Origin of the sequence: Sulfitobacter sp. JL08 (assembly GCF_003352045.1) — a bacterium.
In the GTDB taxonomy this organism is placed as follows: Bacteria; Pseudomonadota; Alphaproteobacteria; order Rhodobacterales; family Rhodobacteraceae; genus JL08.
The window spans coordinates 2,344,635-2,368,473 of the sequence record NZ_CP025815.1; the positions used below are offsets into that span (position 1 = coordinate 2,344,635).

The window sequence follows — 23,839 nt, forward strand, 5'->3', positions numbered from 1 at the left end:
ATGAGTATTTATGTAGCAGGCCACCGGGGCATGGTCGGAAGGGCAATACTCAGACGTCTGAAGGCGAAGGACGCTTCCACCCTCACCCGCACCAATGCGGAGCTTGACCTGACGGACCAGGCGGCTGTGCGTGACTTCATGCAGTCTGAGCAACCCGACACCGTAATCCTGGCCGCAGCAAAAGTGGGCGTCATTCACGCCAACAACACATACTGGAACTGCAATGGGGGCAGTTCATGAGGAAGACGAAGCTCTTGATCCAACCACACGGCGCGTGGCCAAGCCTTGTGATACCATCGCAGTTTACTGCCAAAACATCTGCCCCTAATCGAAGAGGTAATTACAGTTGCAAGCACGATTTTCGGCTAAGGTGCTGCGCGCAGCAAAGCGTACCTGCGACTATTCAGGTGCGAAAATCCAGCTATTCTGAGGGGCGGGTGTTGTAACGACCATATCCTAGCACTTAGGAGAATGCACATGCGGGTCGGATAGTTTTAAATGGGGGTCATCGGTTTAGGTATACCTTCTAGGTTATGAAAAAACTCGTGTCGATGCGTTTACCGATTGAGTTTTGTAAGTCGGCAGCCCATGCCAATATCGTCCCGAGAGGCTGAACAGACAATCAAAAACTATTTAAGATCAGCCCCCCATTTCGCTTCCCGTAGCAAAGCATCGCTCACTTGAGTGCGGAGCCAGTCATCAAGCTCAATCACCACTGCCGTTGCCGTGAGCCGTCTTGAGGCGACAATTATGCCCGCAAGTTCCCATCCATTATCTCCCCTTGTCAAAACCGCACCTCCAGAATTCCCTCCGGACGCAGGACAATCCGAGGCAAAAAGCCCGCGATTTGACAGTGACGAGAACGTGCAGTCAAGACGACCGTGCAACGCGACGGCCTTTGGTCCACGATATCCGACCAGCGCTCCGCGCTCAGGAAGTTCTTTACCGCTTGAAAAAAGCCTTATCGGCTGCACCTTGCCCTGCGCGATCGGGCGCGACAGGTGGATGATGGCGACATCATAGCGATATTTTCCGATACCGGATGTGTTGCGCCAAACTGGATGTTCAAGCACTTCAACCGAGCCGCTGTTCGCGACAAACCGTGCGCCATTCACACCCGCAATGAACTCAACATTATGCAAAAGACCCGCGTTTTGTTTTATGCAATGCGCGGAAGTAATCACAAGATCGCGTGCCACCAGTGTTCCACTGCACAGCGTGGAACCATTCTGTCCAGCAGAGCGTACCACTCCCACAGCCGACAGGGATGCACGGTCGCCTGCGGGGAGCATGGGCAGAGAGCCAGACATCGCGCTGGATGTCCCAAAGATAAACAGCAGCAATAGAGATTGAACCACAGACACAATTACAGCCAAGCGCAGACTCCGGTTTCCAAATCAAGAAATCCGGTGTCTAAACACCTCTTCTGTCATTTCTTGGGAATATTCGTGATAAGAATGAGCCGTGTCGCGACGTGGACCAGATACAATGACTTTGGGCCGCAAAAGTCGGACGAGCGTTACTTGCGAGATGAATAATCGCAGCCAGGCCAGTAGTGCGCCCTCCGAAGCCTGCCTTGGAATACTGCGATGCCACATCGCCCCCGGAGATCTGGCAACCATTTGACGTGATCTGTCTATTAATTTTTCGCGGGGTCGCTATGCTCCGACAAACCCGTGTTCTATTCCCCTCTGCAAACTGGATAAAAATACTGCCGTGTTTCCAAACCTCTTTACCCAGTCAACTCCGGATAAATGCCCGCAAGCATATATCGCACGAGAGGAGCGTGTTTATGCAATTGGGGATATCCACGGACGGCAGGACCTGCTTGAAGCGATGCTGGCAAAGATTAGCGACGATATTGCACGGTTCTCGGATGACCGCAGACCGCGCGTGGTTTTCCTCGGGGATTACATTGATCGCGGGGATGACTCCCGCGCGGTCCTTCAAACGCTGTCGGGTATATTTCACATTGCGGACCGCCTGAAATCCGAGACCAACTTGCAGATCGATTTTCTGGTGGGAAACCACGAAGTAGCTTTGCTGGAGTTTCTGAAAAACCCAATTACGTCTTCCGCGTGGCTTGACTGGGGCGGTTTACAGACGCTTGCGAGCTTTGGCGTCTCGCCCACTACTGCAAACGCCGGTGCGCGGGATTTTCAGCGCGTGCGCGATCAACTCGCAGAGAAACTGGAGCCGTACATGGGTTTTCTGGAGGGATTGCCCCGAACGGTTGTCTCGGGAAAGGTTGTGTTCGTGCACGCGAGCCTCGACCCCGCCTGCTCGCTTGACGCGCAACCGGATGAGGCGACGCTTTGGGGGACCCCGCCATCAGGGCGTGCTATGGGCATGCCAGGCATGCGCATGGTCCACGGGCATTTCGCGGCGTCCAAGCCGGTGTCGCGGCCAAACCGTATATGCGTCGACACTGGCGCGTACTACTCCGGATGTCTGACAGCCATCCGCCTCGATGAAAGCGAAGCGTTTCTGAGCGTGACATCCGCGGACTTAAGCCCAATTTCCGGGTTGCGTCAATCTGGCGGCGGCAGTGCGTTCACAGTATGACGCCTGTTTTCAGGGATGAGCGTCAGAAAAAGAAAGCCCGTCTTTGCGGGCCAAAGACTGCCGCCATGGGGCCGGTTTCAGCTCCCCCACTCATCGTGAGCGACGCAGCCTGCCCATGTGGGCGATGCATCTGGCAAACTTGGCACCGCAGGAGGGTTTAGGAAGTCTCTCTGGGCGATGACCGGTCCAGTCTTGAGTTTTATATGAAGCAGATGTGGGTACGTCCCTATGGTCCCATTCCGCTGGCACAAAGGGGCAGGCTGACTGGGACGCTCAGAGCGTCTCGAGCTGGCTGCCGGAGGTTTGCATGCGCACGGTGCGGCCCATCAGGTCCATCAGGATTAAGACGCGATCCCCCGGCTTGACAGTGTCGATTTCCGCCAACCGCTCTGCAAACGGACCCGAGATGATCCGCACTCTGTCACCGGGGTGCAGATCTTCAGGGGCGCCGAGGATGCCGTTTTCATCCATGCGCGCGTGAAATGTCTCAATAATACCGGCTGGAACAGGCGTCGGCCTGCCTCCCGACAGGGACACAAGACGCGCCACGCCGTAGGTGTTGTTGATCGCGCGCCAGTCTTGCTGGTCCGGCAAAACCTGAGTGAAGAGATACCCGGGAAACAACGGATTGCGCACCGTCACTAGCCTCCCCTTGCGGCGGATTGACGTGTCGCGGGCCGGCATGAACGTGGAAAAAGCTTGCCGGTGCAAATTGGTAATCGCACGGTCGAACCCGCCCGGTTTCAATTGCGCAAGATACCAGTAACGCGCATCGAACACGGCTTGTGCATCTGTTGCAAAGGTCTTGTTATTGTCGTGACGCATCTTCGTAGGCGCTCCACACGGGTAAACTCAACGCGCCCCAAAACCCGAGAGCACGACAATCAGGGTACGCCACAAAATCAGCAGATCTAACCTGATGCGCGACTTGCGGACATATAAACGGTCAAGGTAGGCTTTGCGGCGCACGAGCCGCGCCGTATCGGCATAGCCGGCATAGACCTGTGCAAGACCGGTAATGCCGGGCCGCACGCGAAAACGCTCGCTGTAGTGAAGCACAGATGACACGTAATGCATCGAATGGTCCCAAGCGTCAGGGCGCGGTCCCACCAGACTCATGTCGCCCTTCAGCACGTTGAAGAAATTCGGCAGTTCGTCGAGATGGTAATTTCTCACCATCTGGCTAAAAGGCGTCACCCGATGCGCCTCGAGGGGCGCGTCGACATGACGTGTCGGATTATCCGAGACCGTCATAGAGCGGAATTTCCACATCCGGAACCGCTTACCGCCCATGCCCATACGGTCCTGAACGAAGAACACAGGCCCCGGGTTATAGAATGGGTTTAGGATGAAAAGGATTATTGCAACCGAAAGAACAATAGGCAGCGCACAGATGGCTGAGCATTTATCAACGACACATTTGAAGACGCAAAACTTTAACGACCAGACAGAGAGCGGCGCTGGAAGCGCCGTTCCGCTCTCAAGAAAGTGGAGATGCAAAAAATGGCTCTCATCTGATTGCAAGGTCATCGGCGGCAGCCTTGAAATATTTGATGCTAATACAAAATATAAGCTTAAAAACTTTTACCTCAAAAACGGTTCCATTCCAAGCATAAGGTAACCTTACGTCAATAAAGTCCGTTTTGCGAATGTTATTGGTGAAAAAGAAGGCAGCGGTCTTTGGGTACGTAAATAATATTCAGGTCCGTAACGAATAACCGTTCAGTTGCGACACAATGGTGTGGATCGCCTTCCGGTCACAGGGGAGGAACTTGGGGCGCTAGGGAAGCATATCATGCTCACGCGCTGAGAAGCTTGTGCGATGAAGCAGCCGTGTTACGGGTAGTCGGGCGTTCAACCCCCGCATGCGCGGAAGGTTTGCACCTTGCCCGCGAAATGCTACTGTACTTTGGCCGACCGCTTGGCCTGACGACGCAAGGCTGCGTCGACCTGGTCGCGAAGCCACTGATCCAATAACACGATAAAAGACGTTGTATCATGCTGGGACGCAGCAACAATCACGCCAGCAAGACGCCACTCTTGACCCGTCTTCGCAAGCATGGCGCCGCCTGAATTTCCCTGAGATGCCGGGCAAGTTGACGAAACAAGCGTACTCCATAAGGTCTGCGAGAGCGCACAATCAAAACGTCCGTGCAACAGCTTTAGGTCTGTCGACCTGTACCCGATCAAGGCGGCCTGCGCCGGCAAAACCGCGTCACTGTGCATGAGGTTTATTGGTTGCACCCGTTCTTCCGGTACGGGCCGCCCCAGCCGGATGACAGCCACATCATAGCGGAATTTTCCGCGACCTGTCGCATGATCCAACTTCGGATGCCGGAGGACCTCGGCCGCGCCACTATTGGCAAGGAACCGTGTTCCGTTCAAACCCGCGACAAATTCGATGTCTTTTAACAGGCCCGCAGTTTTATCGGTACAATGCGCTGACGTCACAACGAGGTCCGGCGCAACGAGCGTGCCGGTGCAGATCACAACCGAATCCACTCCCTTGGCGCGGATCAACCCGACGGCCGGTAACGCTATGCGCTTTTCCGCGTCAAGAACCGGTAAGGTTTCTGACGCAGTGGCAGCTGCCCCTGTCACAAAAAGTGCCAGGATCAAATTTACAAATGTTATTCTTCGCGGCAGAGACCTGCTCCGATCAGTTTTTTATGCAAATACTGTTTTCGCCTGTTGCAATCAATTTAGCAGCTGTCGCGTGCAATTCCAGTAAAGCCTCGATCATATGCACAATGCCGCTCACCATGTGATCGGGAAAGCGCAGTACTGACAAAAGCGACGCGGCAACATAAAGGTAAATGAAGTTTCCTACGGGGACCAAGCATTGCAATAAGCGTGATTGTTCCTCGCTATCGAACACTGCAACTGACGTACATTTAACCGGAAAGCTGAATCCAGTTTAGTTGTTAGGGCCGCCCGCATTTTAGTTACATATATTGGAGGTACTGTTTGGCTCGACGCAATCTTCCGAAGACGCGGGCTGGCCGATTCTATTGGATCTGGGATAAAAAACGGTCGTTGTACCAAAGCTTCCAAAGCTGCCCAATACGCCGGAACTACCCCGTCCTGCAAATGATCCGCCGCCACTTTGCGTGACCGTTTGCGTAGTCGGGCCGGAACGTTGGTTGGGGATCAGCGCAGGCGCAGTCGCAGGAATGGGACCCAAGATCGGCGGCGGCGCTTGGAGGCGCGGCTCCAGGAAGTTCTCAGGGTTAAGAGAGCCCTCTTCCAGTCCCTCTTGCTGCTCTTCAGATTCGCTATCGTTTTCTTCGCCTTCTTCGTCAGATTCTTCTTCGCCTTCTTCTGCGTCGTCTTCTTCTACACCGTCTTCGTCCGCCTCATTTTCGTTTTCGGGATCCTCTTCAAGCTCTTCTTCCCCGGATTGCGCTTCCAAGTCTTCGTTAATCTCTTCAACCTCCGCAAGGAGTTCGTCTATATTTTCATCAAACGCCGGATCGAAATCATCGCAAAGCAATTCCGGGGCACAGCTGCCGCCACTGCGATGCCGAGTCAGGAAGATTTCCTGACGGTGACAGGCCGAGGGCATCGTTTCTCGCAGATTTGGCTGTGGGATTTCTTCAATACCGGCAGGTCCAACGCGAAACATGTTGCATGCGCCTGGGTTTACAACACCGCTGGACTCGATCGGTCTTCCATTGGCATCGTTCAGCCGTATCGTGCTTTCCTGATCGGTCCCTAGGATGTAGGTGAAAGGCGCCGTGTAGTTATATTCGACAATCGTACCCCGGATCCCCATCGTGGCGTTCGGAGTTGTAATTTCGAAGGCTTCGGCGTCGCTGGATCCAGACACTAGACGAAAAATACCGCCTGAAATGCCAACGGCCAGTGATTCGAATGTGCTTTCATCGCTTCCGATCAACGCCGTATCGATATTGATTGTGCTGTCGGCATAAACGACAAAATTTGTGCCATCTATCAACTCGACCTGTATCAAGCCGTCGGGCTCAGTCGCCAGAACATCTCCTTCTTCGACCAAGGACCCTTCATCAATTTCAACAGGGCTTCCATTTCGGATAATCTGGCCATTTGTGACTTGCAATACAAAGCCCACTTCGGCCAGCGCAGGCGACGCAACAAGGATCGACACCAGAGCGGTCCCCCGGCACGCACCAATCAAGCTGGAATACCCTGAGAGAGGTTTTTTTGTAACAATTGGCATAGGCATCTAACAGCCACCCCGAGATGATGACCCTTTGTATACACCCAAGAAGCAAAAAATCATAATAAGAATGGTAATTAAGCTATCAGAAAAGCGCGGCCAGTACCACCACGTCTTTATCGCACATATTTCGGGCGCCAGTCGCAATTTTTTTAGAGTTATGCCCAATTTTCAAACGAAACGCTCAGCGTGCAATGCCAGCGACACAAGATCTGCTGGTATCCAAATGCATTTAGAGACGCTTGCGAGACCCTGCCTGACGGCTTGCCAAGAAATGGCGTTCATGTAACGCATGGGCGAAGGGCACAGAACGCATCCCGTGGTGCGCGCTATATGGGGGATATAAACAATGAAGCTTGCACGCATGATGACGCTTGTGCTTCTTGTTTTCTCGGGCTCGATTGTGTGGAAAACACTTACACAAACACCAGCATTCAACCCCCAACTGGTTTCCGACACCATCATTGGGGAAGGACGGCTCTTCAACAGCCACTTCATGTATGACCGTGGCGCATATGAGTACCAACGCGGCTTTGGGTATCTTACCACAACAGAAAAGACGCCGGGTTTTCGCAGTGCTACCGAAGAGAGCGCGTCCCCTGAGGCGCTCAAGTACCGCGCCTACAAGGCCATGGATGCGTTGGAAACGGCCGTTGGTCTCGATCCCGGCAACGCGCGGGCCTGGGTTGCGCTGGCCTGGGCGCGCGCAAGCGTTGACGATTTTCCCGGCAGTATCGGCGCCTTGCGTGTCTCATGGGAAGTCGCGCCCAACAATAGAACACTCGCCATCAGGCGGTTGAACCTTGTTGGCATCATGACGGCGTCAGACACGAACCCGGTGGAACTCACTGAACAGGATTGGATGGCGGTTTTGCAGGATACGGACGTTCTTGAAGAGTTCGAACCACGCAGGTTCGAAAATTTGAAAAGCCAATATCCTGGCATGTTTCAAGTAGCCTTGGGAAAAGTCAGCAACTGACCTTCGGCACTGACACGAACGGGGATCTGCGCGGTGCCGTTTTGCCGTCAGCCCTCCCCCCTTTGATCTATCCCCCCTGCTTTGTAGGAAAGACAACGCAGTGCAATTGTGAAACTCCGCTGCAAAGCGCGCGCAAGGAAAGATCAGGCGCTACAAGAAGAGGCATGGCAACGCATCGTCTTGAGGACCCGAAAAACCAAGATCAAAGACCATAATCCTATGCTGAGCTGCACTCAGAAATTACGCGCCCTTTTTTCTTTGGCGTCGGTGCGCTTTCTCTCCGAAAACGTAAAACTTTGCGCGAACCCCATGCCAAGGATGGCGGCAAAAAGGCCAGCCACAGCCGGCATCTGCAGACTAAAGTCAAAGGCTGAATGAAAAGCGGCTGTTGCAGCACAAGCAAGTGCAAAACAGGAAAAAACCCTGTTAGTCCGGCGTTTGCGCGCGCCCTGGTAAATGCGCCAGAAGATCAGGATCAGTGCCAGAAAAAAAGCGGTCGCCGCCGGCAGTCCTAGGCCGAAAATCAATTCCAGATAGGTATTGTGCGCGTACACCCATTCACGGCCGGAAACGTCCATCGGGACGTAGGGTCTGAAGGCATCGTGAAAAGCGCCCAGCCCGTGGCCCAGCAGGGGGCGATCGGCGATGGCCTCGACCACAATGGGATAAATGACAAATCGCGCCTCTTCGGCGCTGGTGGCAATTAGGCGCTCTGTGAGCCCGGTGGCACTTGTCAGTGCCAAAAAGAAAAGAATGGCGACCAACAAGGCCAGCATGACTTTATCCCAAATGCGCGCCTTACCCTTCGGCCAGGCCCACAGGAAGACTGCAAGACCGAAGAGCCCCGCAATGGCACCCGCCCGCGACTGTGTAAGGGAAACCGCTCCAACGCACACGAGGAACCCCAGAGCGTAGATCCAGGTGCCCGAGAAAAACCCTTCGAGTTGCGCCTTGAGCGTATTTGGTTGACGGGTTGAAGCATGCAGTACAGCGGCAAGATTTGCGAAGACGCCAAAAATGCCATACGTCGCAAAGTTGTTGCGATTCACAAATGTAGATTGGACCAGTGACGCGGTTGCAAAATCCTCTAGAAAGAAATTGTATCCTGTTGCGAATGCAAAGAGACCGTAGGCCGAAATCACCATAGAGAAAATCGCTATTCCTTTGAGCGCCAGAGCGGCGCGCTGCGCGTCGATACAGGTCCATACCATCACCAGAAAAATCGAGGCGTAGCAGAGCAATCGCATGAGGGCGTGCCTACCCTGCCCCGGGTCCGCGGATATGGACGGAGGGGACGCAGGCACATAAGACCAGAACGGATGCGCGTAATCCGGGTCAAACGCCGTCCCGGCCTGCACCCAGGCCCACCCCAATGCGCCCAGAAAGAGCAGCCCCGGAAAAACCAGCCTTTGGACGGCCAAGGGGACGGGCGTCATCTGGCCGATAAACATCTGAATAAAAAGCACGGACAGAAGCACCAGAGCAAGCAGCGACCAGGCAATCGGAGTGTTGCCCCCCTGAAGCAACACGGACGCCAGAACCGCGACCAAAGCCAATAAGCCTAAGATGCCCTGGACCATCTTGAGAGGTTTTTCGATCATAGGCTCAACCAGGACCTTTTGTGATTTCGCCCGCCATCGCCATGCAGGCAACGTAGTCGGATGTTGCCTGACGTTCCACCTCGCGACGACCGATTGCTGCATAAAGCACCACAGCAGTGTTCAGGGGGTGCTACGGCATCATAGGTCCGCTCACGCCCCCCCTTGTTTGCATTTTCCAGCAAGTCCAACTGCGCTGAGACGGTCATTGATCCCGAGATCGCGTAACGCGTCTGATCGCCTGCGGTACTTTGAGCAAAGAGGGGTGATGTCGAATGCGCAAGAACCAGAGCACAAAGCAAAAACAGAACTTGAAGGTATCGCATGTGCATGAGCCTCTTGTGAGCAGTGAGGGTTGATACCACGGCCATTTACCCCAGCCTAGCTTAGTCGACATTTTCCGCGGTATACAGGCCTCAAATGCGCTATCGCGCACCAGTGTTGCCACGTCGACCCTGCGCTGCAGCGCCATCAAATCACGGAGCCGATGTACAATAAAAGTGCAGAACGCCCGATCAGATCATGGGTTATCTCATGTACCACCAAGAGTGAGACGGCTCAGTACGTCGCCCCTGAAGAACGGCCGCAACACCAGGAGCGAAGAAGGCAGCTCCAAACAGACGCATATCGGTCAATGTCATCAACGCCAGATCATTAACGCCAGACTGGCAATGCCGGAGATATGCGTTTAAACGGAGGCCGGCTCAAAGGCTGCCAGGGGACACCGCAGAGCAGCAAGAGTGAAGACACGTTAGAGTATCAGGTCCATCCGGTGGGACCACCACGCCCCGGCACATGTGCCTTTCGGAAACTACACCTCAACGACCCGGCGTCATGCAAAGACTCCTCTGCCATTTTCCGGTCTCACGGGCCGCACGTTCAAAAGCACTTAAAACAGGTTTTTGATCCGTCACGCGGGGTTAAGGCAGAAGGCCGAAAGGCAAGTGGATCAAAGCGTCACCGAAGCGCATAGTCCTCACTGCCGATAGTAGCTGCGATACTGACCCTTGTAGTAATTGTACCCATGGTAGGCATAGCGGGCGGCACGCCCCTCGTTCACCTGCGTCATCACAACCCCCGCAATCGGCGCGTTAACGGAGCGTAATTCCTTGAGCCCTTCCATGACAGCGCCCCGCGGCGTATCATCCCACCGGACCAGATACACAACGGCATCCACTATGCGGGAGATGATACGCGCATCCGCAACGACCAGTGCCGGCGGCGTATCCAAGACCACCAGGTCATAAACCTCTGAAAGCTTTTTGATCAGTTCTTCAAACCGGCGCGAGGACAGCACATCGGCCGCATTCATCATGCCGCTTTTCTCCCTGTTCACCGTGGTCAGAATGTGCAGACCGGTGTCGTTGTCTTTCACCACGGTTTCCTCGATATCCGACTCCCCCTCCAGCAGCGACAAGAGCCCGAACTTGCGATTGTCAGCATTTACCAGGGCCGCGAGCTGCGGCAGTCTCAAATCGCAGTCAACGATAATGGCGGACTTGCCCATCTGCTGGCTTGTCATGGCGACCAACATAGACGTTGTGGATTTACCTTCTCGCGGCACAGAGGACGTGAACATGACAACACGCGGCGGATTATCGATATCGGAAAACAACACACTGGTCCGAAGATTGCGCACGGCTTCGACCAGCGCGGATGCCGGTTTGTCCCGCATGTAGCGGATAACTTCTACCCGTTGCATACGCCGCCCGATCGCCGGGAGCACGCCCAGCAACCTTTCGCCTGTTACCTCCTCCAATTGTCCGGGCCAGCGGAACGAGTTGTTCAGCCGCTCGATCAGGAAGACAAGCCCGACCCCCGCCATCACCCCGAGGAGCGTTCCGATGATCTGCGTGCGACGCACATTTTGCTGCTCTGGCCGAAGCGGCCGCTCGGCGGGGGACAGGATGCGCGCATCGGCCTCCTGCAGATCCTGTTGTGCATTCGTTTCCTGCAGCCGGCCGAGGAAATTTTCATAAAGCACCCGGCTCGCCTCCGCCTCGCGCGCCAGCTGGCGCAGCTCCAACTGGCTTGCGGAAAGCTCATAGGCCTTGTTTTCAAGTTTACGGACTTCCCTCATCAGAGATGCGTCCTGCAAAATTGTCGCGCGCATTTCAAGCTCCGCGGCCTGCACAATCAGGTTTGCCTCGAAAGCAATATTGTCACGCACCCGTTGCAGTCTTTCGTCAATACGCTGCAAAGCAGGATTATCTTCGCTGAAGGTAAACAAGAGCTCTGCACGTTGATCCAGCAGCGTGGCCTCTTGCTGCCGGTAGTTCTGGATCAGCGGAGAGGCACGGAACTCGGATATGGCCCCAAGATTGCGGTTTTGGTCAAGCGCTGCGCTCAGGCGCTCATAGAGCGCCTGAGCACGCGAAATGGCGACCCGGGACTGCGACTGCGCCGCGTTCAGGGCGTTCAGTTGACTACGGGTAATCTCAAGCGATTGACCGCTCTCTTCAGAGAGCGCGGAGCGTGCGCGTTCAATCGCTTCCTCGTCCTCTTGCACCCGCCCGCGCAGTTCGTCCACACGCGTGCTGAGCCATTGGTTCGCAGATCGGAACGCTTCGACCTTGCTGCTCAGCTGGTCCGCAAGATATTCCTCTGCAATCGAATTTGCCACTCTCTCCGCCGTGCGCGGATTGGCCGACTGGACCGTGATTTGAATGACACGGCTTTGTCCCACGGGCGCCAGCGACAGGGCATTGGACAAACTATTCAGGATCGCCAACCGCTCGACGCGGCGCACCTCCGCCGCATGGCGCACCGGTGCCGGCGGACTGAGCAGCCCCATATTGCGCGCCATGTCGGTGACCTCGGGCGGCAACGTAAAAGAAGCCGTCACCCGCTCGAAAAGCGTTGGCGCCACCTCCCGCAGAAAGGGGTTGAATTCCGGATCTTCATCGAGCACCAATTTAGAGATGACGCGTTCGAGCAACACCGTGGAGCGCAGCACCTGCATCTGGTCCTCAAGCTCCGTGATGTCATATTGCTGATCCGAAATGACCTGCTGCAGGTTGGTCACATTCGCATCTTCCAAACCGAACATGACCTTCGCACTGGCGCGGTACACCGGTTTGTATTGAGACGAGGCGACATACCCCAAAAATGCCCCGAAGAGCATGCAGATCAGAATGATCCACTTGCCGCGCCACATTGTAAAAAACAAAGCGCGCAGATCAATTGCGTCGTCGTCCTCATCCTGCGCCACATCCGCAATATTAAACCGTCGCGACGGGTAGAAAGGGGAAGGATCTATTGGCGGCTTGTTCATGGTCATTAAATAGTACCCGGTGTCACGTCAATCAAACCGCAATAAAACAGCTCAAGAAACTGACCCTGAAAAGTAGGCCAAAACGTCTCTAAGTTCTAGCAAAATCTGAAATATCCGGGGCGTGTGCCGTATTTGACAGCATAACGCTCAATCTGTCTACTGTGTCTACCGCCCGCCAAACCAGCAAGACGAACCCGCAAGACGGGACCTTGAAGGCGGAAGCCGTGGTATTGGGAAAAGGCGGTGTTGGAAAAAGGGAGTTTGACGGAAAGCGCTTTTGAAGACCCGCACCGTTAAGGGATTGAGGGATCTATGCTTAAACCGCGTCTCGAAAGCAGCCGTTCCTTAAACGCCGAAGCTTCTTTCTTTTCAAAGGGGCGGATCGGTAAACCCGAGATCGGCCGCGTTCCCGTTCATGAGACGCGCATAATCCTCTCCGTTGCGCGCATCCCCACACAGCACCCGATGCTTGCCCAACAGCCACAGATCGCCGGATTGGCAAATGGCCAGCCCCGAAGCATCAGGCTCCTCGACAGTATCTGCCGGGGCCTCGGCCGCCTTGACGCCTTCAAGGATCAGATCAATCTCAGGGACATCAAAACCGGTGATTTCCAGATCAAAGTCCAGATCCAGTTCCGAAAGATCCGCCAACTCCGACGCCAGCAACTCCATATCCCAGCCGGCATTCAGCGCAATCTTGTTATCCGCCAGCATCAGAGCCCGTTGTTCAGGCGCACTCAGATGGGTGATCCGGATGGCCGGAACTTCCGTCAACCCCAGGGTGCTGTCAGACCAATTCGAACTCGTCTCTGCAAGGACAATATGACTGCCCTTTATGCCTCACCGAGACCGCGCCACTCAACCAGAGCGGCGGCGCGGTTGAGTTTGAAATTCGTTCGAGTCGAGAAGCTGCGTTCCTGATTAAAGTGATTGTAGACTGAGGCGTGGACGGAGGCGAATTTCTGCAGACTTCGCATGCGCCGGAAGCGAAGCATGGCCCGTTCTCGTCGTCGAAACGGCAGATGTGAATTCTCCGCTCTGTTATTCAGCCAGCGACCCGTCTCCTGCTTGTCTGCGACGCCAATCTCTTTGAGCGCAGCGCCGTATGATGCCAGCCCGTCCGTGACGACCAATTCAGGTCGACCGTGTTTGCGCATTATTTTCTTTAAGAATTTCAACGCGGCTTTCTTGTCACGGGTCCTTGTTACGAAGCTTTCCAGGACTTCGCCTTCATGATCGACGGCCCGCCAAAGGTAGTGCCGCTCGCCGTTGATTTTCACGAACATCTCGTCGAAGTGCCACCGCCATCGGCTGGACTTCATGCCCTCAATCCGTCGCTTTCGTATCTCGGAAGCGAACATCGGGCCGAACCGGTGCCACCAGTATCTCACCGCTTCATGGCTGACATCGATGCCGCGTTCGTGCAGCAAGTCTTCGACATTTCGAAGAGACAGCGGAAAACGGACGTAAAGCATCACCGCCAGACGGATAACCTCACGGCTCGTTTTGAAATAGCGAAATGGATCAGGTTTGGTCATCCGGTGAGGCTACGAAACCGCCCCGCCTGGCTCAAGCAATTTTGCTCTGACAGTACCCTCTGGTCGCCTTGGACCGATATCTCTGAGACTGGGGATAGCTATGTGACGCTCCGGGATGCCGAGCCGTTCTTCACATACCAGGACGTCCTCGGTCCCTCGGCGCTTGCTTATGCCGATGAAACGGACCACCGGCACCCCTACGTCTCTCCGGTTTACGGCGACTTTGCAAAGGGCTTCCCGCCAACGCTCATCCAGGGCGGCACCAAAGAGATATTCCTCAGCAATTTTGTCAGGCTCCATCAGGCATTGGATCAGGCCGGGCAGACCGTGAAGCTCGACCTTTATGAAGGTATGCCACATGTCTTCATGGCGGCTTTGCCGGAGTCGCCTGAGTCCAGAGTTGCTGTTAGCAAAGCGGGCGATTGGGTGTCCGAGCACTTGCTCGATGACTGAACTGAGCCGTAAGAAGTGAACTGGTTGAAAACCAACAGCAACTAAGCCCGCAAGTGAGGCTAGCAGTGCCCATGCACCAAGAGTCCGGTTTGAATTGCGACACATTAGACCATTTTGAATGTCTGGTTCGGGGAAGCGTGCCGCAATGCCGCTACATGTTCGGCGACTTGGCCGTCACTTAGAGTGGATTTTCTCTGCATCAGCATCAGGCGGGTTTGTCCCGCATTGCAGTCATAGGTGCAGACAGCGGCTAATGACCGCCAAGAGCCCAGAGGGGCCATTATCTGAACCGCGCCAGTTTTGGGATAGCCGCTTTGCCCCACATATGCTCCCCTAAACAGAATGTTTCCATTGGTGTCGCAAAGCATTTGGTATCAGAATGACAAGGAAAGCGAGTTCAGGGGAGAACCACCATGCTTCAGACACTGGGACTTCTCTTGGGCTGCCAGTTGCTTGGAGAAATGACTGCTCGCGGCCTTAGCTTCCCCATTCCGGGCCCAGTGCTGGGGCTCGCATTCTTAGTGCTGCTGCTCGGCTTCAGGCCCACACTGACCGAGCAGCTCAGACCAACAACGACAGTCGTACTGGCGAACTTGTCATTCCTTTTTGTGCCTGCAGGTGTTGGTGTGATCGGCAACTTAGAGGTTTTTACCGATAACGGACTTACCTTACTGTTTATCCTGACTGTCTCGACACTGCTCTCCATGCTGGCTGCGGTTGGAACGTTCATCGGCGTTCGGTTTTTAATCGAAAGCCGGACGACATGACGGATGTCGCGGACCTGTGGAGCTATCTGTCGACAACGCCCCTTATATGGCTCACAACGACCATCCTCGCCTATTTGCTCGCGGATGGCGTAGCGCGGCGACTTGGTCAGCCGCCTTGGGCCAATCCGGTACTTCTGTCAGTCCTTCTCATTGCACCAATCCTTTGGCTGACACGAACCGACTACACGACCTATTTCGAGGGCGCACAATTCATCCATTTTCTGCTTGGCCCCGCGACGGTCGCATTGGCTTTGCCGCTTTGGGATAACCGAGACACAATTCGGACCTCAGTTGCGCCGATTGTATTGGCTTTGCTGACGGGCTCGGTTGTTGCGGCGGGCTCGGCCATTTTACTGGCGCGTGCCTTTGGTCTCCCGATAGAAGTGCTGCTTTCTCTGGCGCCTAAGTCCACAACCGCGCCCGTCGCTCTCGGTATCTCAGAAGCTATAGGAGGGCTACCAGCGCTGACAGCAGTATTGGTTATCCTGACTGGGATTATCGGTGCTGTGACGGTTACGCCTCTCATGAACCTGATCGGGGTCTCTGATTGGCGCGCACGCGGTTTTGCAGTCGGTGTCGCAGCTCACGGAATTGGGACGGCCCGTGCATTTCAGGTAAATCCTGTGGCAGGAGCCTATGCCGGCATAGCGATGGCATTGAATGCACTACTGACAAGCTTGATCGTACCAGTATTGGTGCGTTGGTTGATTTGAACGTGTTTCAATTTGGACCCGTTGGGGGGGCACCGACTGCAAAAGTGTTTGAATGACGCCTTTAACCCACAGAACAGTGCGGAGAACAAGCTCGCTACCCAAAGTGGTCTAGGGGCTGGGAGCGGACGATGAACGGCGGCTTTGTCCGCGCCTTGATTGTTCTGACACCGCGCGGCGAAAGCGCGGTTTGGATTTGACGTGGTTTGCCCAGATTGAATGACCGCATTGGCGACGTGAGCTGCAACGCGCCGACAGACATGCCGCAAGCGCGAAGCGATGCTGCGTCCGCGAAGTACGAAGAACGAATGGCGGCAAAGTCCGCATGTCAGCCATTTGTCGCAGGCGCGGCGAATGGCCGGTTTGGATTTCTGCCCTTTAGACCAATGGGAACGCCCGCTTCGGTGAAACCCTCAGAGTTCTTGCCCTGTTGGACGGAATGCCCGAAGTGTTTCCGGGGGCTGGTAGGATTGGTCCCGCCGATTTACCTGTCGATGGAGGATGTCAATGTTGTCGCTCAAGGGTTTGACCGGACGTTTTGCGAACTTGGCTGACGGGAAACAGAACCTGCCACGCGCCACCTCGATCCCCAAAAGGCCAATGCGTCGTTCGAAAGCCTATTCCACTTGCTGCGCCCTGCGCAGTTTTTCGGCCTCGACCGCTGCATAGATCACGTCTGGGTCCACAATGGTCGGTGGCAGCTCGACGCCCCGGTTGGCCATCACTTCTCCTTCGGCCAAGACGGATTCATCATAGGTTCGCACCACCACTTTGGTGCCGATAGGTGTTCGTTCAGCAAGGTGAATCACATCCTGATTGAACAATCGGATGCACCCGCCAGAACTTGCGTTTCCGATTGACTGCAGGTCATTGGTTCCGTGAATGCGGTATTTGGTATCGCGCCCACCGCGATAAAGATACAGCGCGCGCGCACCAAGCGGGCTGGCGACGCCACCGGGGATGCCTCTTGCAAAGGCGCCATAGACTTCGGGTTCGGTGCGCAGCATGTTTGCCGTCGGTGTCCAGCCCGGCCACGCCTCGCTGCGTTGGATCGTGGCCCGACCCCGAAAACCGCGCCCCTCGCGACCCACGGCAACGGGATACCGTGTCGCCACACCCGGTTCTTCAATAAAATAAAGGAACTTAGCAAAAGGATCGACCACGATTGTGCCGGGCTCTTCATTGCCGTAATACGACACCTCAACACGCCGGTTCGGTTCTTCCAAATACACCGGATCGACGGCTGGAATTGTAATGTCGCCATCCGTTATCGGACCATATGTCCCAACTTCTGCAAGCGGCATATCCCGGGATTGATTGGATGCAGCACAGGCCGATAACGTACCAAGCAGGGCGCACAACAGAACGGTTCGGATTGGGAAAATATTCATTGAAAGTGTCCGGGCAAATATTTGAACCGACATTCCCCAAGTGGCATGCCTTCCGGTGCATCCTGCCAATTCTTTGTGGCCCAATCAATCATCTTTGGCCCGCTGTCTCGCTGTTCAGTTAGGAACGAGAGTGCGTCGTTTTGGTTCCAGCGCAACTTCATCTCCAGAAAGTACCCAGTGCTTGGGGTGTTATATTACCCATCTTCATGCAAGGTACTCTCAACAGCTCGATGATTCCTGGCAGCATGGCGAACGGAAAATCCAACCTTGAAAAAACAGGTGCTAAACAGGGCGCACCGCTTGTCAAACCGGTGCGGCGGGGGAAGCAAAAGCTGCCAGAATTTGAGATGAACGATGATGGCAGTGTTAATGTTATTCAAAGAGCCGACGGCCAAGTCAGCACGTTGTTCGGCGGCTCGTCCAGCGAGTTTGCCGAAGCGCTGCTTATGCACTGGGTAAACGTATCTGGAAAATCAATACACAATCTGAAGGACAAATCATTTGCCGTTGCCATTGTGGCGGAGATTACCCCGGAATATAGGATCGAGGCTATGCTGGCCACGCAGATGACTGCCGTGCACATTGCCACCATGCGCGGCAGATGGCAGGCGTCGATACCTTCCAACAGCTAGAAGTGCATGAGCGGATCGTAAACAAGCTGGCCCGAACGTTTGCCGCGCAAATGGAAGCTCTGCAAAAGCATCGAAACGGTGGCAAGCAAACCGTCACGGTGCAGCATGTGAATGTCGAGGGTGGTGGTAAGGCCATTTTGGGCAATGACACACATAGAGGTGAGGGGTAAGGATGGAAAGTGACGCTAACCCCATGCGCCTGGTTGAGCTGATGAACAATGCGCCGGGTGGTGTCAGACGGATTCGAGCCCGTCTCTGCAAGGACAATGAAGCTGCCCCTTATGCCGCGCCGAGGGCGCGCCACTCTGCGAGAGCGGCGGCGCGGTTGAGCTTGAAATTGTCTCTGCTGTAGAGGGCGCGTTCCTGATTGAAGTGATTGCAGACGGAGGCATGAACGGAGGCGAATTTCTGCAAACTTCGCATGCTGCGGAAGCGCTGCATGGCCCGTTCTCGTCGTCGAAACGGCAGGTGTGAATTCTCAACTTTGTTATTTTTCCAGCGGCCAGTCTCCTGCCTCTGCTCGTTGCCGATTTCCTTCATTGCCGCCCCGTAAGAACGGAGTTTGTCGGTCACCAGGATATGAGGGTGACCGTGACGCTTCATAGTTTTCCTGAGGAATTTAAATGCTGCTTTGCGATCGCGGCGTTTGGTGACGTAACTTTCCAGCACCTCGCCCTCGTGATCCACGGCACGCCAAAGGTAATGCGTCTCGCCATTAATCTTCACAAATACCTCATCCAAATGCCACTGCCAGTTCGAGTATGCGCGCATCTGCTGAACTCGTTTGCGGCGGATTTCGGCGGCAAACATCGGGCCAAATCTATTCCACCAGTACCGCACCGTTTCGTGGCAAATATCGATGCCGCGCTCATGCAAAAGATCTTCGACGTTTCTCAGCGATAAAGGGAAGCGAACATACAGCATCACTGCGAGGCGGATAATCTCGGGGCTGCTGTGAAAGCCCTTGAATGGGTCTGTTTTCATCATGAGGATAGGCTACGGAAACGCCCTGCCCGCTTCAACGCCAATCCTTCTGACAAGACCCAGCCCGCCTTTGCCGTGTGTATTCTTGTGAAAGGGAAGACACTTTGTCTGTCGAAGGCCGGATAGGGTAGTCGTGGAACAGCCTGTCCTCTCCCACAGCCTTGGCATCCGCAAGACGCCTCAGCACGATAGCACGGGCAATCTCAGGAACGGGAATGGTTCGCGTGGCATTGTCGGTCTTGCCCCCAGCGATGTAATAGAACGCCCCGTCCTCCGAGACATTCTCCACGGTAACCTTCGCCAACTCCGTGGCACGGCATCCACTGACCAAGGCCAACCTAAAGATGTCACCAAGGCGATTGCCCAAGGGAAAGGCCTTCATGATCGCTTCGGCCTCGTCAGCCTTGTAGATATCTCCCTTTGGTCCCTTGTTGCGTTTCTGCTTTCGGACACCTTTCGGGTTCTCGAACGGGTTGCCTAAGCTGGCATCTACGTGCCGATGCTCAATCGCCCACTTCCAGAGGTTGCGGCAATACCCACACAGCTTCTCAATGGTCCCATAAGACAGACCTTCAGGTGCCCTTGGGGAGGTCTTCTGGGGCAGGAAGTCATTGCGAAAGCGCGTGATCGCGTCAATGTTCACGTCTTCCAGAAACAGGGTTTCCTCTGTTTCCTCCATGAACTCGCAAAGATATTTCACAGCCACCCGCATGTCTTTCTGTGTGGTGGGCGCAAGGGTGGCATATCCGAAGCCGTTGTTCGGTCTTCTGTCGTGGAGATAACGGTTGACCGCATCAGACATGCTCAAGGTGCCTGATAGGGCAACCTTCTGGAATGCCTTGCGTCTGGCCTTAGGTGCCCGCCGTACTTCATCTTCAATCAGGTCATACACGTCCGGTTGATAATCATCTGGGCCACCTTCGGCCTTCTGAACACGCAAAGCCTCTGCCCAGCCTTCAGCCCGCTCCAAGTTGAACCTTCCAGACAACCCCGCACCCGACGCCGCATCCGCTGTCATGGTCCTGACTTCTGCGACACAGATATCACGCAGCTTCTTGGCTGTAGGCAAATGGCGTTCACCGCCAAAGGGTCTGATAATCCAGTTCCCGAACTTTTTCTGGGTCAGGGGGTCGATCATGCCCGCCAATGCCTTCGGCGTTTTCATCTTGAAACGATAAGCAGTGCCCGCACCTCTGGGCTGGTCAATGTATCTCATGGCCTTCCGGTCCTTCATGCAAACGCCCTCACGGCGTCCCGCGTGGTGTAAAGTACACTACGCAGCAGGTTGACCACATCGGAATTTCCATTTTATAACAGAGACTTATAGAAAGTGGCGGTGCTGTCAGACCAATTCGAACCCGTCTCGACAAGGACAGTGAGGCTGTCCCTTATGCCGCGCCGAGTCCTCGCCACTCGGCGAGAGCGTCGTCGCGGTTGAGCTTGAAGTTTTCGCGGGAGTAGAGGTGGCGCTCCTGATTGAATTGGTTGTAGACGGACGCATGAATAGCGGCGAGTTTCTACGAACTTCGCATGCTCCGGAACCACCCTGCCCGCTTCAAGCCGGTTTCCTCTGACAATGCCCTGCGTGCGCATGATGCTTGATCGGTGTGCAGGTTTGCGTCAAAATGAGAGTTACGGCGTTCTACTGAGGAATGTCGTTTGATTAGGCGGAAGAAACTGATGATCTTGCTGTCAAACGGCAGGTCACTTAGGGCATGTCGGCGTATCGGAGGATCAGAACAATGTGCGATATCTGTGTGATGAACAGCGTAAAAGAGAAGATGCTTTCACGCCGAAACTTCTTCAAGGGCACAGCGGCGGCCGCAGTGGGCGCAGCCGCTGCCGGCAGCTTTGTAACCAAGCCGGCGCTGGCGGCTGGTCATGGCGGTGTGGTCGACATGACCCACACGTTGTCGGGAACTTTTCCGACGTATTTCGGCGAGCCGGGATTTTCCACAGAACAGGTATTCAACTTCGCGGACAACGGGTTCAACCTTTATAACCTGAGCATCAATGAACATACCGGCACCCATATCGACGCGCCGTTGCACTTCAGCGCTGATGGCACTTCTGTCGACGAGATTCCGATCAGTGACCTGGTGGCGCCGCTCTGTGTCGTCGACATCGCAACGCGCGCAGCGGAAGATGCCGACGCACAGGTCACGCCGGACGATCTGAGCGCATGGATCGCGGCCAATGGTGATATCCCTGATGGAGCCTGCGTGGCGATGCATTCCGGTTGGGCCAGCAAGGTTGGCGGCGACGGGTTCCGCAATTTCGACGGGACGGCACAACATTATCCAGGTTTTCACGTCGAAGCAGTGGAGATGCTGATGGAGCAGACCGGCGCGCGGTCAATTGCTGTGGATACGTTGTCACTGGATCACGGCATGTCCGCAGATTTTGCGACTCATTACGCGTGGCTGCCGTCAGGCCGGTTCGGGATCGAATGCCTTGCAGGCCTCGATGCGGTTCCGGCGGCCGGGGCAACATTGATCATAGGGGCACCGAAACACGCTGGCGGCTCAGGTGGTCCAGCGCGCATCTTTGCAATGGTCTAACGCGTGGGCACCGTTCCGCTTTTGTCGGATGAGGAGGTCAGCGCGTCGGCGCTGGCCGTCTTCGACGATATCCGTGCCACACGCGGCAATGACTACATCAACAATTTCTGGCGCGCACTGGCCCATGACCCGATCACGTTGCGTGCTACTTGGGACCGGCTCAAAGACGTTATGGCGCCTGGTGCTTTGGACCCGCTGGTGAAGGAATTGCTCTATATCGCGGTGTCCACGGCGAACGGGTGCAGCTATTGCATTCATTCTCATTCGGCGGCGGCCAAGGCCAAGGGTATGACGCCCGAGATGCAAAGCGAGTTGCTGTCCGTAATTGGCATGGCGATGCAGACCAACGGGCTGGTAACAGGGCTTCAGGTTGAGGTGGATGACGTATTCAAGGCGTGATCGGGCGCGAGCAAAAAGCGCCGAGCAATATGGGATGTGGTCGACCTTGTCCGATCAACAGGCTGCGGGAAGATCTTGGGAACCGAAAATTCCAACAGATTGACAGCCATGGATTGAACCGAGACAGTTTACGGTAGTCGGTAACGGTCTAAAGATCTCATCCCTTATGTCGCTTTCCACCTCTCGAGAGGACGACCCGCCGCCTGAATCACACCGTCGCAGTCGGCGGTGTCGACGTTTACCCGATCGGAGGATGCATCATGCCGCGCCCCGCGTTTGCCAACTGGCTTTCAGACACGAATGACATAACGCAGACTTTCCTTTCGGCGGGTCAGATCTCAGGTATGATCAACATGGCGGGTGGGCTGCCCGACCCGTCGACTTGGCCTGTCACGGACCTGTCGGCTCTCGCGGCTGCAGCTGTCGCTCAGCATCCTCACGAGGCGCTGGCCTACGCCCCGATCGAGGGTCTTCCCGTCCTGCGTGACCTGATCGCGCAACGCTTCTCCGTACCCGGTATGAGACTGGCCCGTGAAAACGTCCTGATTACAACTGGCGGAATGCAGGCGCTGGATCTGGTCGGAAAGGTTCTGCTCGAACTGGGCGGCCTGATAGCAGCGCAGAGCCCCACCTATCTTGGCGCATTGGACGCCTGGCGCCCGCGCCAGCCAATTTATCGACCGATGCGGCTGGAAGCGAATGACTTCGATCCTGTCACAGCGCTTACCGGCGTGCAGTTCGCCTACACAGTCCCTAATTTTTCGAACCCCTCGGGGCGGTTGGTCAGTCTGGCGGAGCGGCAGGCGCTGGTGGAGGCGGCTCACGTCACGGGAACATGGCTGGTCGAGGACGACCCCTACGGCACACTTTATTATGACAGTGCTCCGCTGCCGCGGATGCTTACACTTTCGGCACAGAGAGACGAGTGCATCTATGAAGGGCCGGTGATCTACATGGGCACGCTGTCGAAGGAACTCGCACCTGGCTTCCGCATCGGCTGGGTCGTCGCCGCGCCAGATATGATCACAACGCTGGTCACGGCGAAGCAGGGGTCGGATATGTCAACTTCGGGCCTGTCCCAGCGAATTGCGCACGACAGCTTCGCCAGCGGTCTGACCGACCGTGTTCTACCTGATATCCTGTCGCTTTATCGCGCACGGCGCGATGCGCTCTGTGCTGCTATGGACGCGCATCTGGACGAGCTGTTCGACTGGCAGATTCCCTCCGGCGGCATGTTCGTCTGGGCGACAGCGCGGGATGCCAGTATGAACACCGACCATCTCCTGCGTGAGGCCTTGTTCCAGGGTGTCTGCGTTACCCCGAGCAGCGTCTTCGACCCTGAGGGCCAAAACCGCCGTTCCATTCGCATTAATTTCACGCTGAACGACCCAGATAAACTTGCTGAAGGCATCCGTCGTCTTGCGGTAGCGGCAAGAGCCACCCTCGCCAAGCCCGAATGACGTCGTCACTGTATCTTAAAATCGAAACGCAATAGGTGTTTTCTAGGTGGGTGCAGGACTGATAGACCACCGCCCTGCCCCGCTCAATAAATTTGTTCTCACAGCGCCCTAGAGGCATTGTCACTGTAACTCGACGCACGTGGTGAACTCAGGATAACGGCACCCAAGCAGATCGCTTCGGTCTCGTACCAACTGCGTCGCTTCCTCGTCGTCGATCACGTCTCCCAAAGCCACCGTTTCCAACCGAGTCACGGATGACAGTGGCTGTATCCTGAACCAATCAATGAGCTCTACCGTCTCAGGTGACGGACGCACCAAACGTGCGTCCAG

The 23,839-nt window shown here is 55.5% G+C and carries 23 protein-coding genes and 2 pseudogenes; 12 read left to right on the plus strand and 13 right to left on the minus strand.

Going from position 1 to position 23,839, the window contains the following annotated elements:
- Positions 1 to 213 (plus strand): annotated as a pseudogene (locus C1J05_RS11515) (NAD-dependent epimerase/dehydratase family protein); the annotation flags it as partial.
- A gap of 416 nt (positions 214 to 629) precedes the next feature.
- Here the strand turns inward: C1J05_RS11515 and C1J05_RS11520 are convergent.
- The gene (locus C1J05_RS11520) at positions 630 to 1,199 is read right to left on the minus strand and encodes a trypsin-like peptidase domain-containing protein (protein WP_162798028.1); all 570 of its coding nucleotides are present in this window, start codon (positions 1,197 to 1,199) and stop codon (positions 630 to 632) included.
- A 637-nt stretch (positions 1,200 to 1,836) separates the two neighbouring features.
- Here C1J05_RS11520 and C1J05_RS11525 point away from each other — a divergent pair.
- Positions 1,837 to 2,565 carry a serine/threonine protein phosphatase gene (locus C1J05_RS11525; protein WP_254684584.1) on the plus strand — a complete coding sequence of 243 codons (729 nt, stop codon included), beginning with the start codon at positions 1,837 to 1,839 and terminating at the stop codon, positions 2,563 to 2,565.
- Between the two features lie 273 nt (positions 2,566 to 2,838).
- Here C1J05_RS11525 and nusG read toward each other — a convergent pair whose 3' ends face one another.
- Positions 2,839 to 3,390, minus strand: a complete 552-nt coding sequence (gene nusG / locus C1J05_RS11530) for a transcription termination/antitermination protein NusG (protein WP_114870367.1) — start codon at positions 3,388 to 3,390, stop codon at positions 2,839 to 2,841.
- Between the two features lie 27 nt (positions 3,391 to 3,417).
- Positions 3,418 to 3,960, minus strand: coding sequence for a sugar transferase (locus C1J05_RS11535; protein WP_254684795.1), 543 nt, complete (start codon positions 3,958 to 3,960; stop codon positions 3,418 to 3,420).
- On the opposite strand from C1J05_RS11535, the gene C1J05_RS21865 reads away from it, so the two are divergent.
- Positions 3,914 to 4,186, plus strand: coding sequence for a hypothetical protein (locus tag C1J05_RS21865; protein WP_254684821.1), 273 nt, complete (start codon positions 3,914 to 3,916; stop codon positions 4,184 to 4,186). The two genes, C1J05_RS11535 and C1J05_RS21865, sit on opposite strands and share 47 nt — an antisense overlap.
- Before the next feature lie 278 nt (positions 4,187 to 4,464).
- Here C1J05_RS21865 and C1J05_RS11540 read toward each other — a convergent pair whose 3' ends face one another.
- Positions 4,465 to 5,085 carry a trypsin-like serine peptidase gene (locus C1J05_RS11540; RefSeq protein ID WP_162798030.1) on the minus strand — a complete coding sequence of 207 codons (621 nt, stop codon included), beginning with the start codon at positions 5,083 to 5,085 and terminating at the stop codon, positions 4,465 to 4,467.
- 421 nt (positions 5,086 to 5,506) lie between these two features.
- Positions 5,507 to 6,691, minus strand: coding sequence for a FecR domain-containing protein (locus C1J05_RS11545; RefSeq protein ID WP_162798031.1), 1,185 nt, complete (start codon positions 6,689 to 6,691; stop codon positions 5,507 to 5,509).
- A gap of 421 nt (positions 6,692 to 7,112) precedes the next feature.
- Between C1J05_RS11545 and C1J05_RS11550 the strand changes: the two genes are divergently transcribed.
- Positions 7,113 to 7,742, plus strand: a complete 630-nt coding sequence (locus tag C1J05_RS11550; protein WP_114870371.1) for a tetratricopeptide repeat protein — start codon at positions 7,113 to 7,115, stop codon at positions 7,740 to 7,742.
- 233 nt (positions 7,743 to 7,975) lie between these two features.
- On the opposite strand, the gene C1J05_RS11555 is transcribed toward C1J05_RS11550, so the two are convergent.
- From C1J05_RS11555 to C1J05_RS11570, 4 genes are all read right to left on the minus strand, one after another.
- Complete coding sequence (locus C1J05_RS11555; protein ID WP_162798032.1) at positions 7,976 to 9,343, minus strand: O-antigen ligase family protein; 1,368 nt, start codon at positions 9,341 to 9,343, stop codon at positions 7,976 to 7,978.
- A gap of 973 nt (positions 9,344 to 10,316) precedes the next feature.
- Positions 10,317 to 12,620 carry a GumC family protein gene (locus C1J05_RS11560; protein WP_114870373.1) on the minus strand — a complete coding sequence of 768 codons (2,304 nt, stop codon included), beginning with the start codon at positions 12,618 to 12,620 and terminating at the stop codon, positions 10,317 to 10,319.
- A gap of 363 nt (positions 12,621 to 12,983) precedes the next feature.
- Positions 12,984 to 13,388 carry a hypothetical protein gene (locus C1J05_RS11565; protein ID WP_114870374.1) on the minus strand — a complete coding sequence of 135 codons (405 nt, stop codon included), beginning with the start codon at positions 13,386 to 13,388 and terminating at the stop codon, positions 12,984 to 12,986.
- Positions 13,389 to 13,447: 59 nt separating this feature from the next.
- Positions 13,448 to 14,152 carry an IS6 family transposase gene (locus C1J05_RS11570; RefSeq protein ID WP_114870375.1) on the minus strand — a complete coding sequence of 235 codons (705 nt, stop codon included), beginning with the start codon at positions 14,150 to 14,152 and terminating at the stop codon, positions 13,448 to 13,450.
- Positions 14,153 to 14,155: 3 nt separating this feature from the next.
- Here C1J05_RS11570 and C1J05_RS21445 point away from each other — a divergent pair, with 3 nt between their 5' ends.
- From C1J05_RS21445 to C1J05_RS11590, 3 genes are all read left to right on the plus strand, one after another.
- Positions 14,156 to 14,605, plus strand: coding sequence for an alpha/beta hydrolase fold domain-containing protein (locus C1J05_RS21445; RefSeq protein WP_162798034.1), 450 nt, complete (start codon positions 14,156 to 14,158; stop codon positions 14,603 to 14,605).
- A 413-nt stretch (positions 14,606 to 15,018) separates the two neighbouring features.
- Entirely contained in the window at positions 15,019 to 15,372 is a 354-nt protein-coding gene (locus C1J05_RS11585; protein WP_114870378.1) for a CidA/LrgA family protein, read from the plus strand.
- Positions 15,369 to 16,085 (plus strand): LrgB family protein, encoded by a 717-nt coding sequence (locus C1J05_RS11590; RefSeq protein ID WP_114870379.1) that lies wholly within the window; start codon positions 15,369 to 15,371, stop codon positions 16,083 to 16,085. The genes C1J05_RS11585 and C1J05_RS11590 overlap by 4 nt, the downstream gene beginning before the upstream one ends.
- Positions 16,086 to 16,699: 614 nt before the next feature.
- On the opposite strand, the gene C1J05_RS11595 is transcribed toward C1J05_RS11590, so the two are convergent.
- Positions 16,700 to 17,473, minus strand: a complete 774-nt coding sequence (locus C1J05_RS11595; RefSeq protein ID WP_254684586.1) for a L,D-transpeptidase — start codon at positions 17,471 to 17,473, stop codon at positions 16,700 to 16,702.
- 245 nt (positions 17,474 to 17,718) lie between these two features.
- On the opposite strand from C1J05_RS11595, the gene C1J05_RS11600 reads away from it, so the two are divergent.
- Together C1J05_RS11600 and C1J05_RS21450 are read left to right on the plus strand one after the other, a co-directional pair.
- Positions 17,719 to 18,105 (plus strand): hypothetical protein, encoded by a 387-nt coding sequence (locus tag C1J05_RS11600; RefSeq protein WP_162798035.1) that lies wholly within the window; start codon positions 17,719 to 17,721, stop codon positions 18,103 to 18,105.
- Positions 18,075 to 18,275 carry a hypothetical protein gene (locus C1J05_RS21450; RefSeq protein ID WP_162798036.1) on the plus strand — a complete coding sequence of 67 codons (201 nt, stop codon included), beginning with the start codon at positions 18,075 to 18,077 and terminating at the stop codon, positions 18,273 to 18,275. Before C1J05_RS11600 ends, C1J05_RS21450 begins: the two co-directional genes overlap by 31 nt.
- A 109-nt stretch (positions 18,276 to 18,384) precedes the next feature.
- On the opposite strand, the gene C1J05_RS11605 is transcribed toward C1J05_RS21450, so the two are convergent.
- The 3 genes and pseudogenes from C1J05_RS11605 to C1J05_RS22265 all read right to left on the minus strand — a co-directional run.
- On the minus strand, positions 18,385 to 19,092 hold the full coding sequence (locus C1J05_RS11605; protein WP_114870381.1) for an IS6 family transposase: 708 nt from the start codon (positions 19,090 to 19,092) through the stop codon (positions 18,385 to 18,387).
- Positions 19,093 to 19,123: 31 nt separating this feature from the next.
- Complete coding sequence (locus C1J05_RS11610; RefSeq protein ID WP_162798037.1) at positions 19,124 to 20,305, minus strand: tyrosine-type recombinase/integrase; 1,182 nt, start codon at positions 20,303 to 20,305, stop codon at positions 19,124 to 19,126.
- Between the two features lie 172 nt (positions 20,306 to 20,477).
- A pseudogene (locus C1J05_RS22265) lies at positions 20,478 to 20,606 on the minus strand (IS6 family transposase); the annotation flags it as partial.
- 225 nt (positions 20,607 to 20,831) lie between these two features.
- On the opposite strand from C1J05_RS22265, the gene C1J05_RS11615 reads away from it, so the two are divergent.
- The 3 genes from C1J05_RS11615 (at position 20,832) to C1J05_RS11625 (ending at position 23,509) form a co-directional block, all read left to right on the plus strand.
- Positions 20,832 to 21,650, plus strand: coding sequence for a cyclase family protein (locus C1J05_RS11615; RefSeq protein WP_114870383.1), 819 nt, complete (start codon positions 20,832 to 20,834; stop codon positions 21,648 to 21,650).
- Between the two features lie 3 nt (positions 21,651 to 21,653).
- The gene (locus C1J05_RS11620; RefSeq protein WP_114870384.1) at positions 21,654 to 22,049 is read left to right on the plus strand and encodes a carboxymuconolactone decarboxylase family protein; all 396 of its coding nucleotides are present in this window, start codon (positions 21,654 to 21,656) and stop codon (positions 22,047 to 22,049) included.
- 260 nt (positions 22,050 to 22,309) lie between these two features.
- Positions 22,310 to 23,509: an aminotransferase-like domain-containing protein gene (locus C1J05_RS11625; RefSeq protein WP_114870385.1), complete on the plus strand. Its 1,200-nt coding sequence runs from the start codon at positions 22,310 to 22,312 to the stop codon at positions 23,507 to 23,509.
- Positions 23,510 to 23,839: the final 330 nt, after the last annotated feature.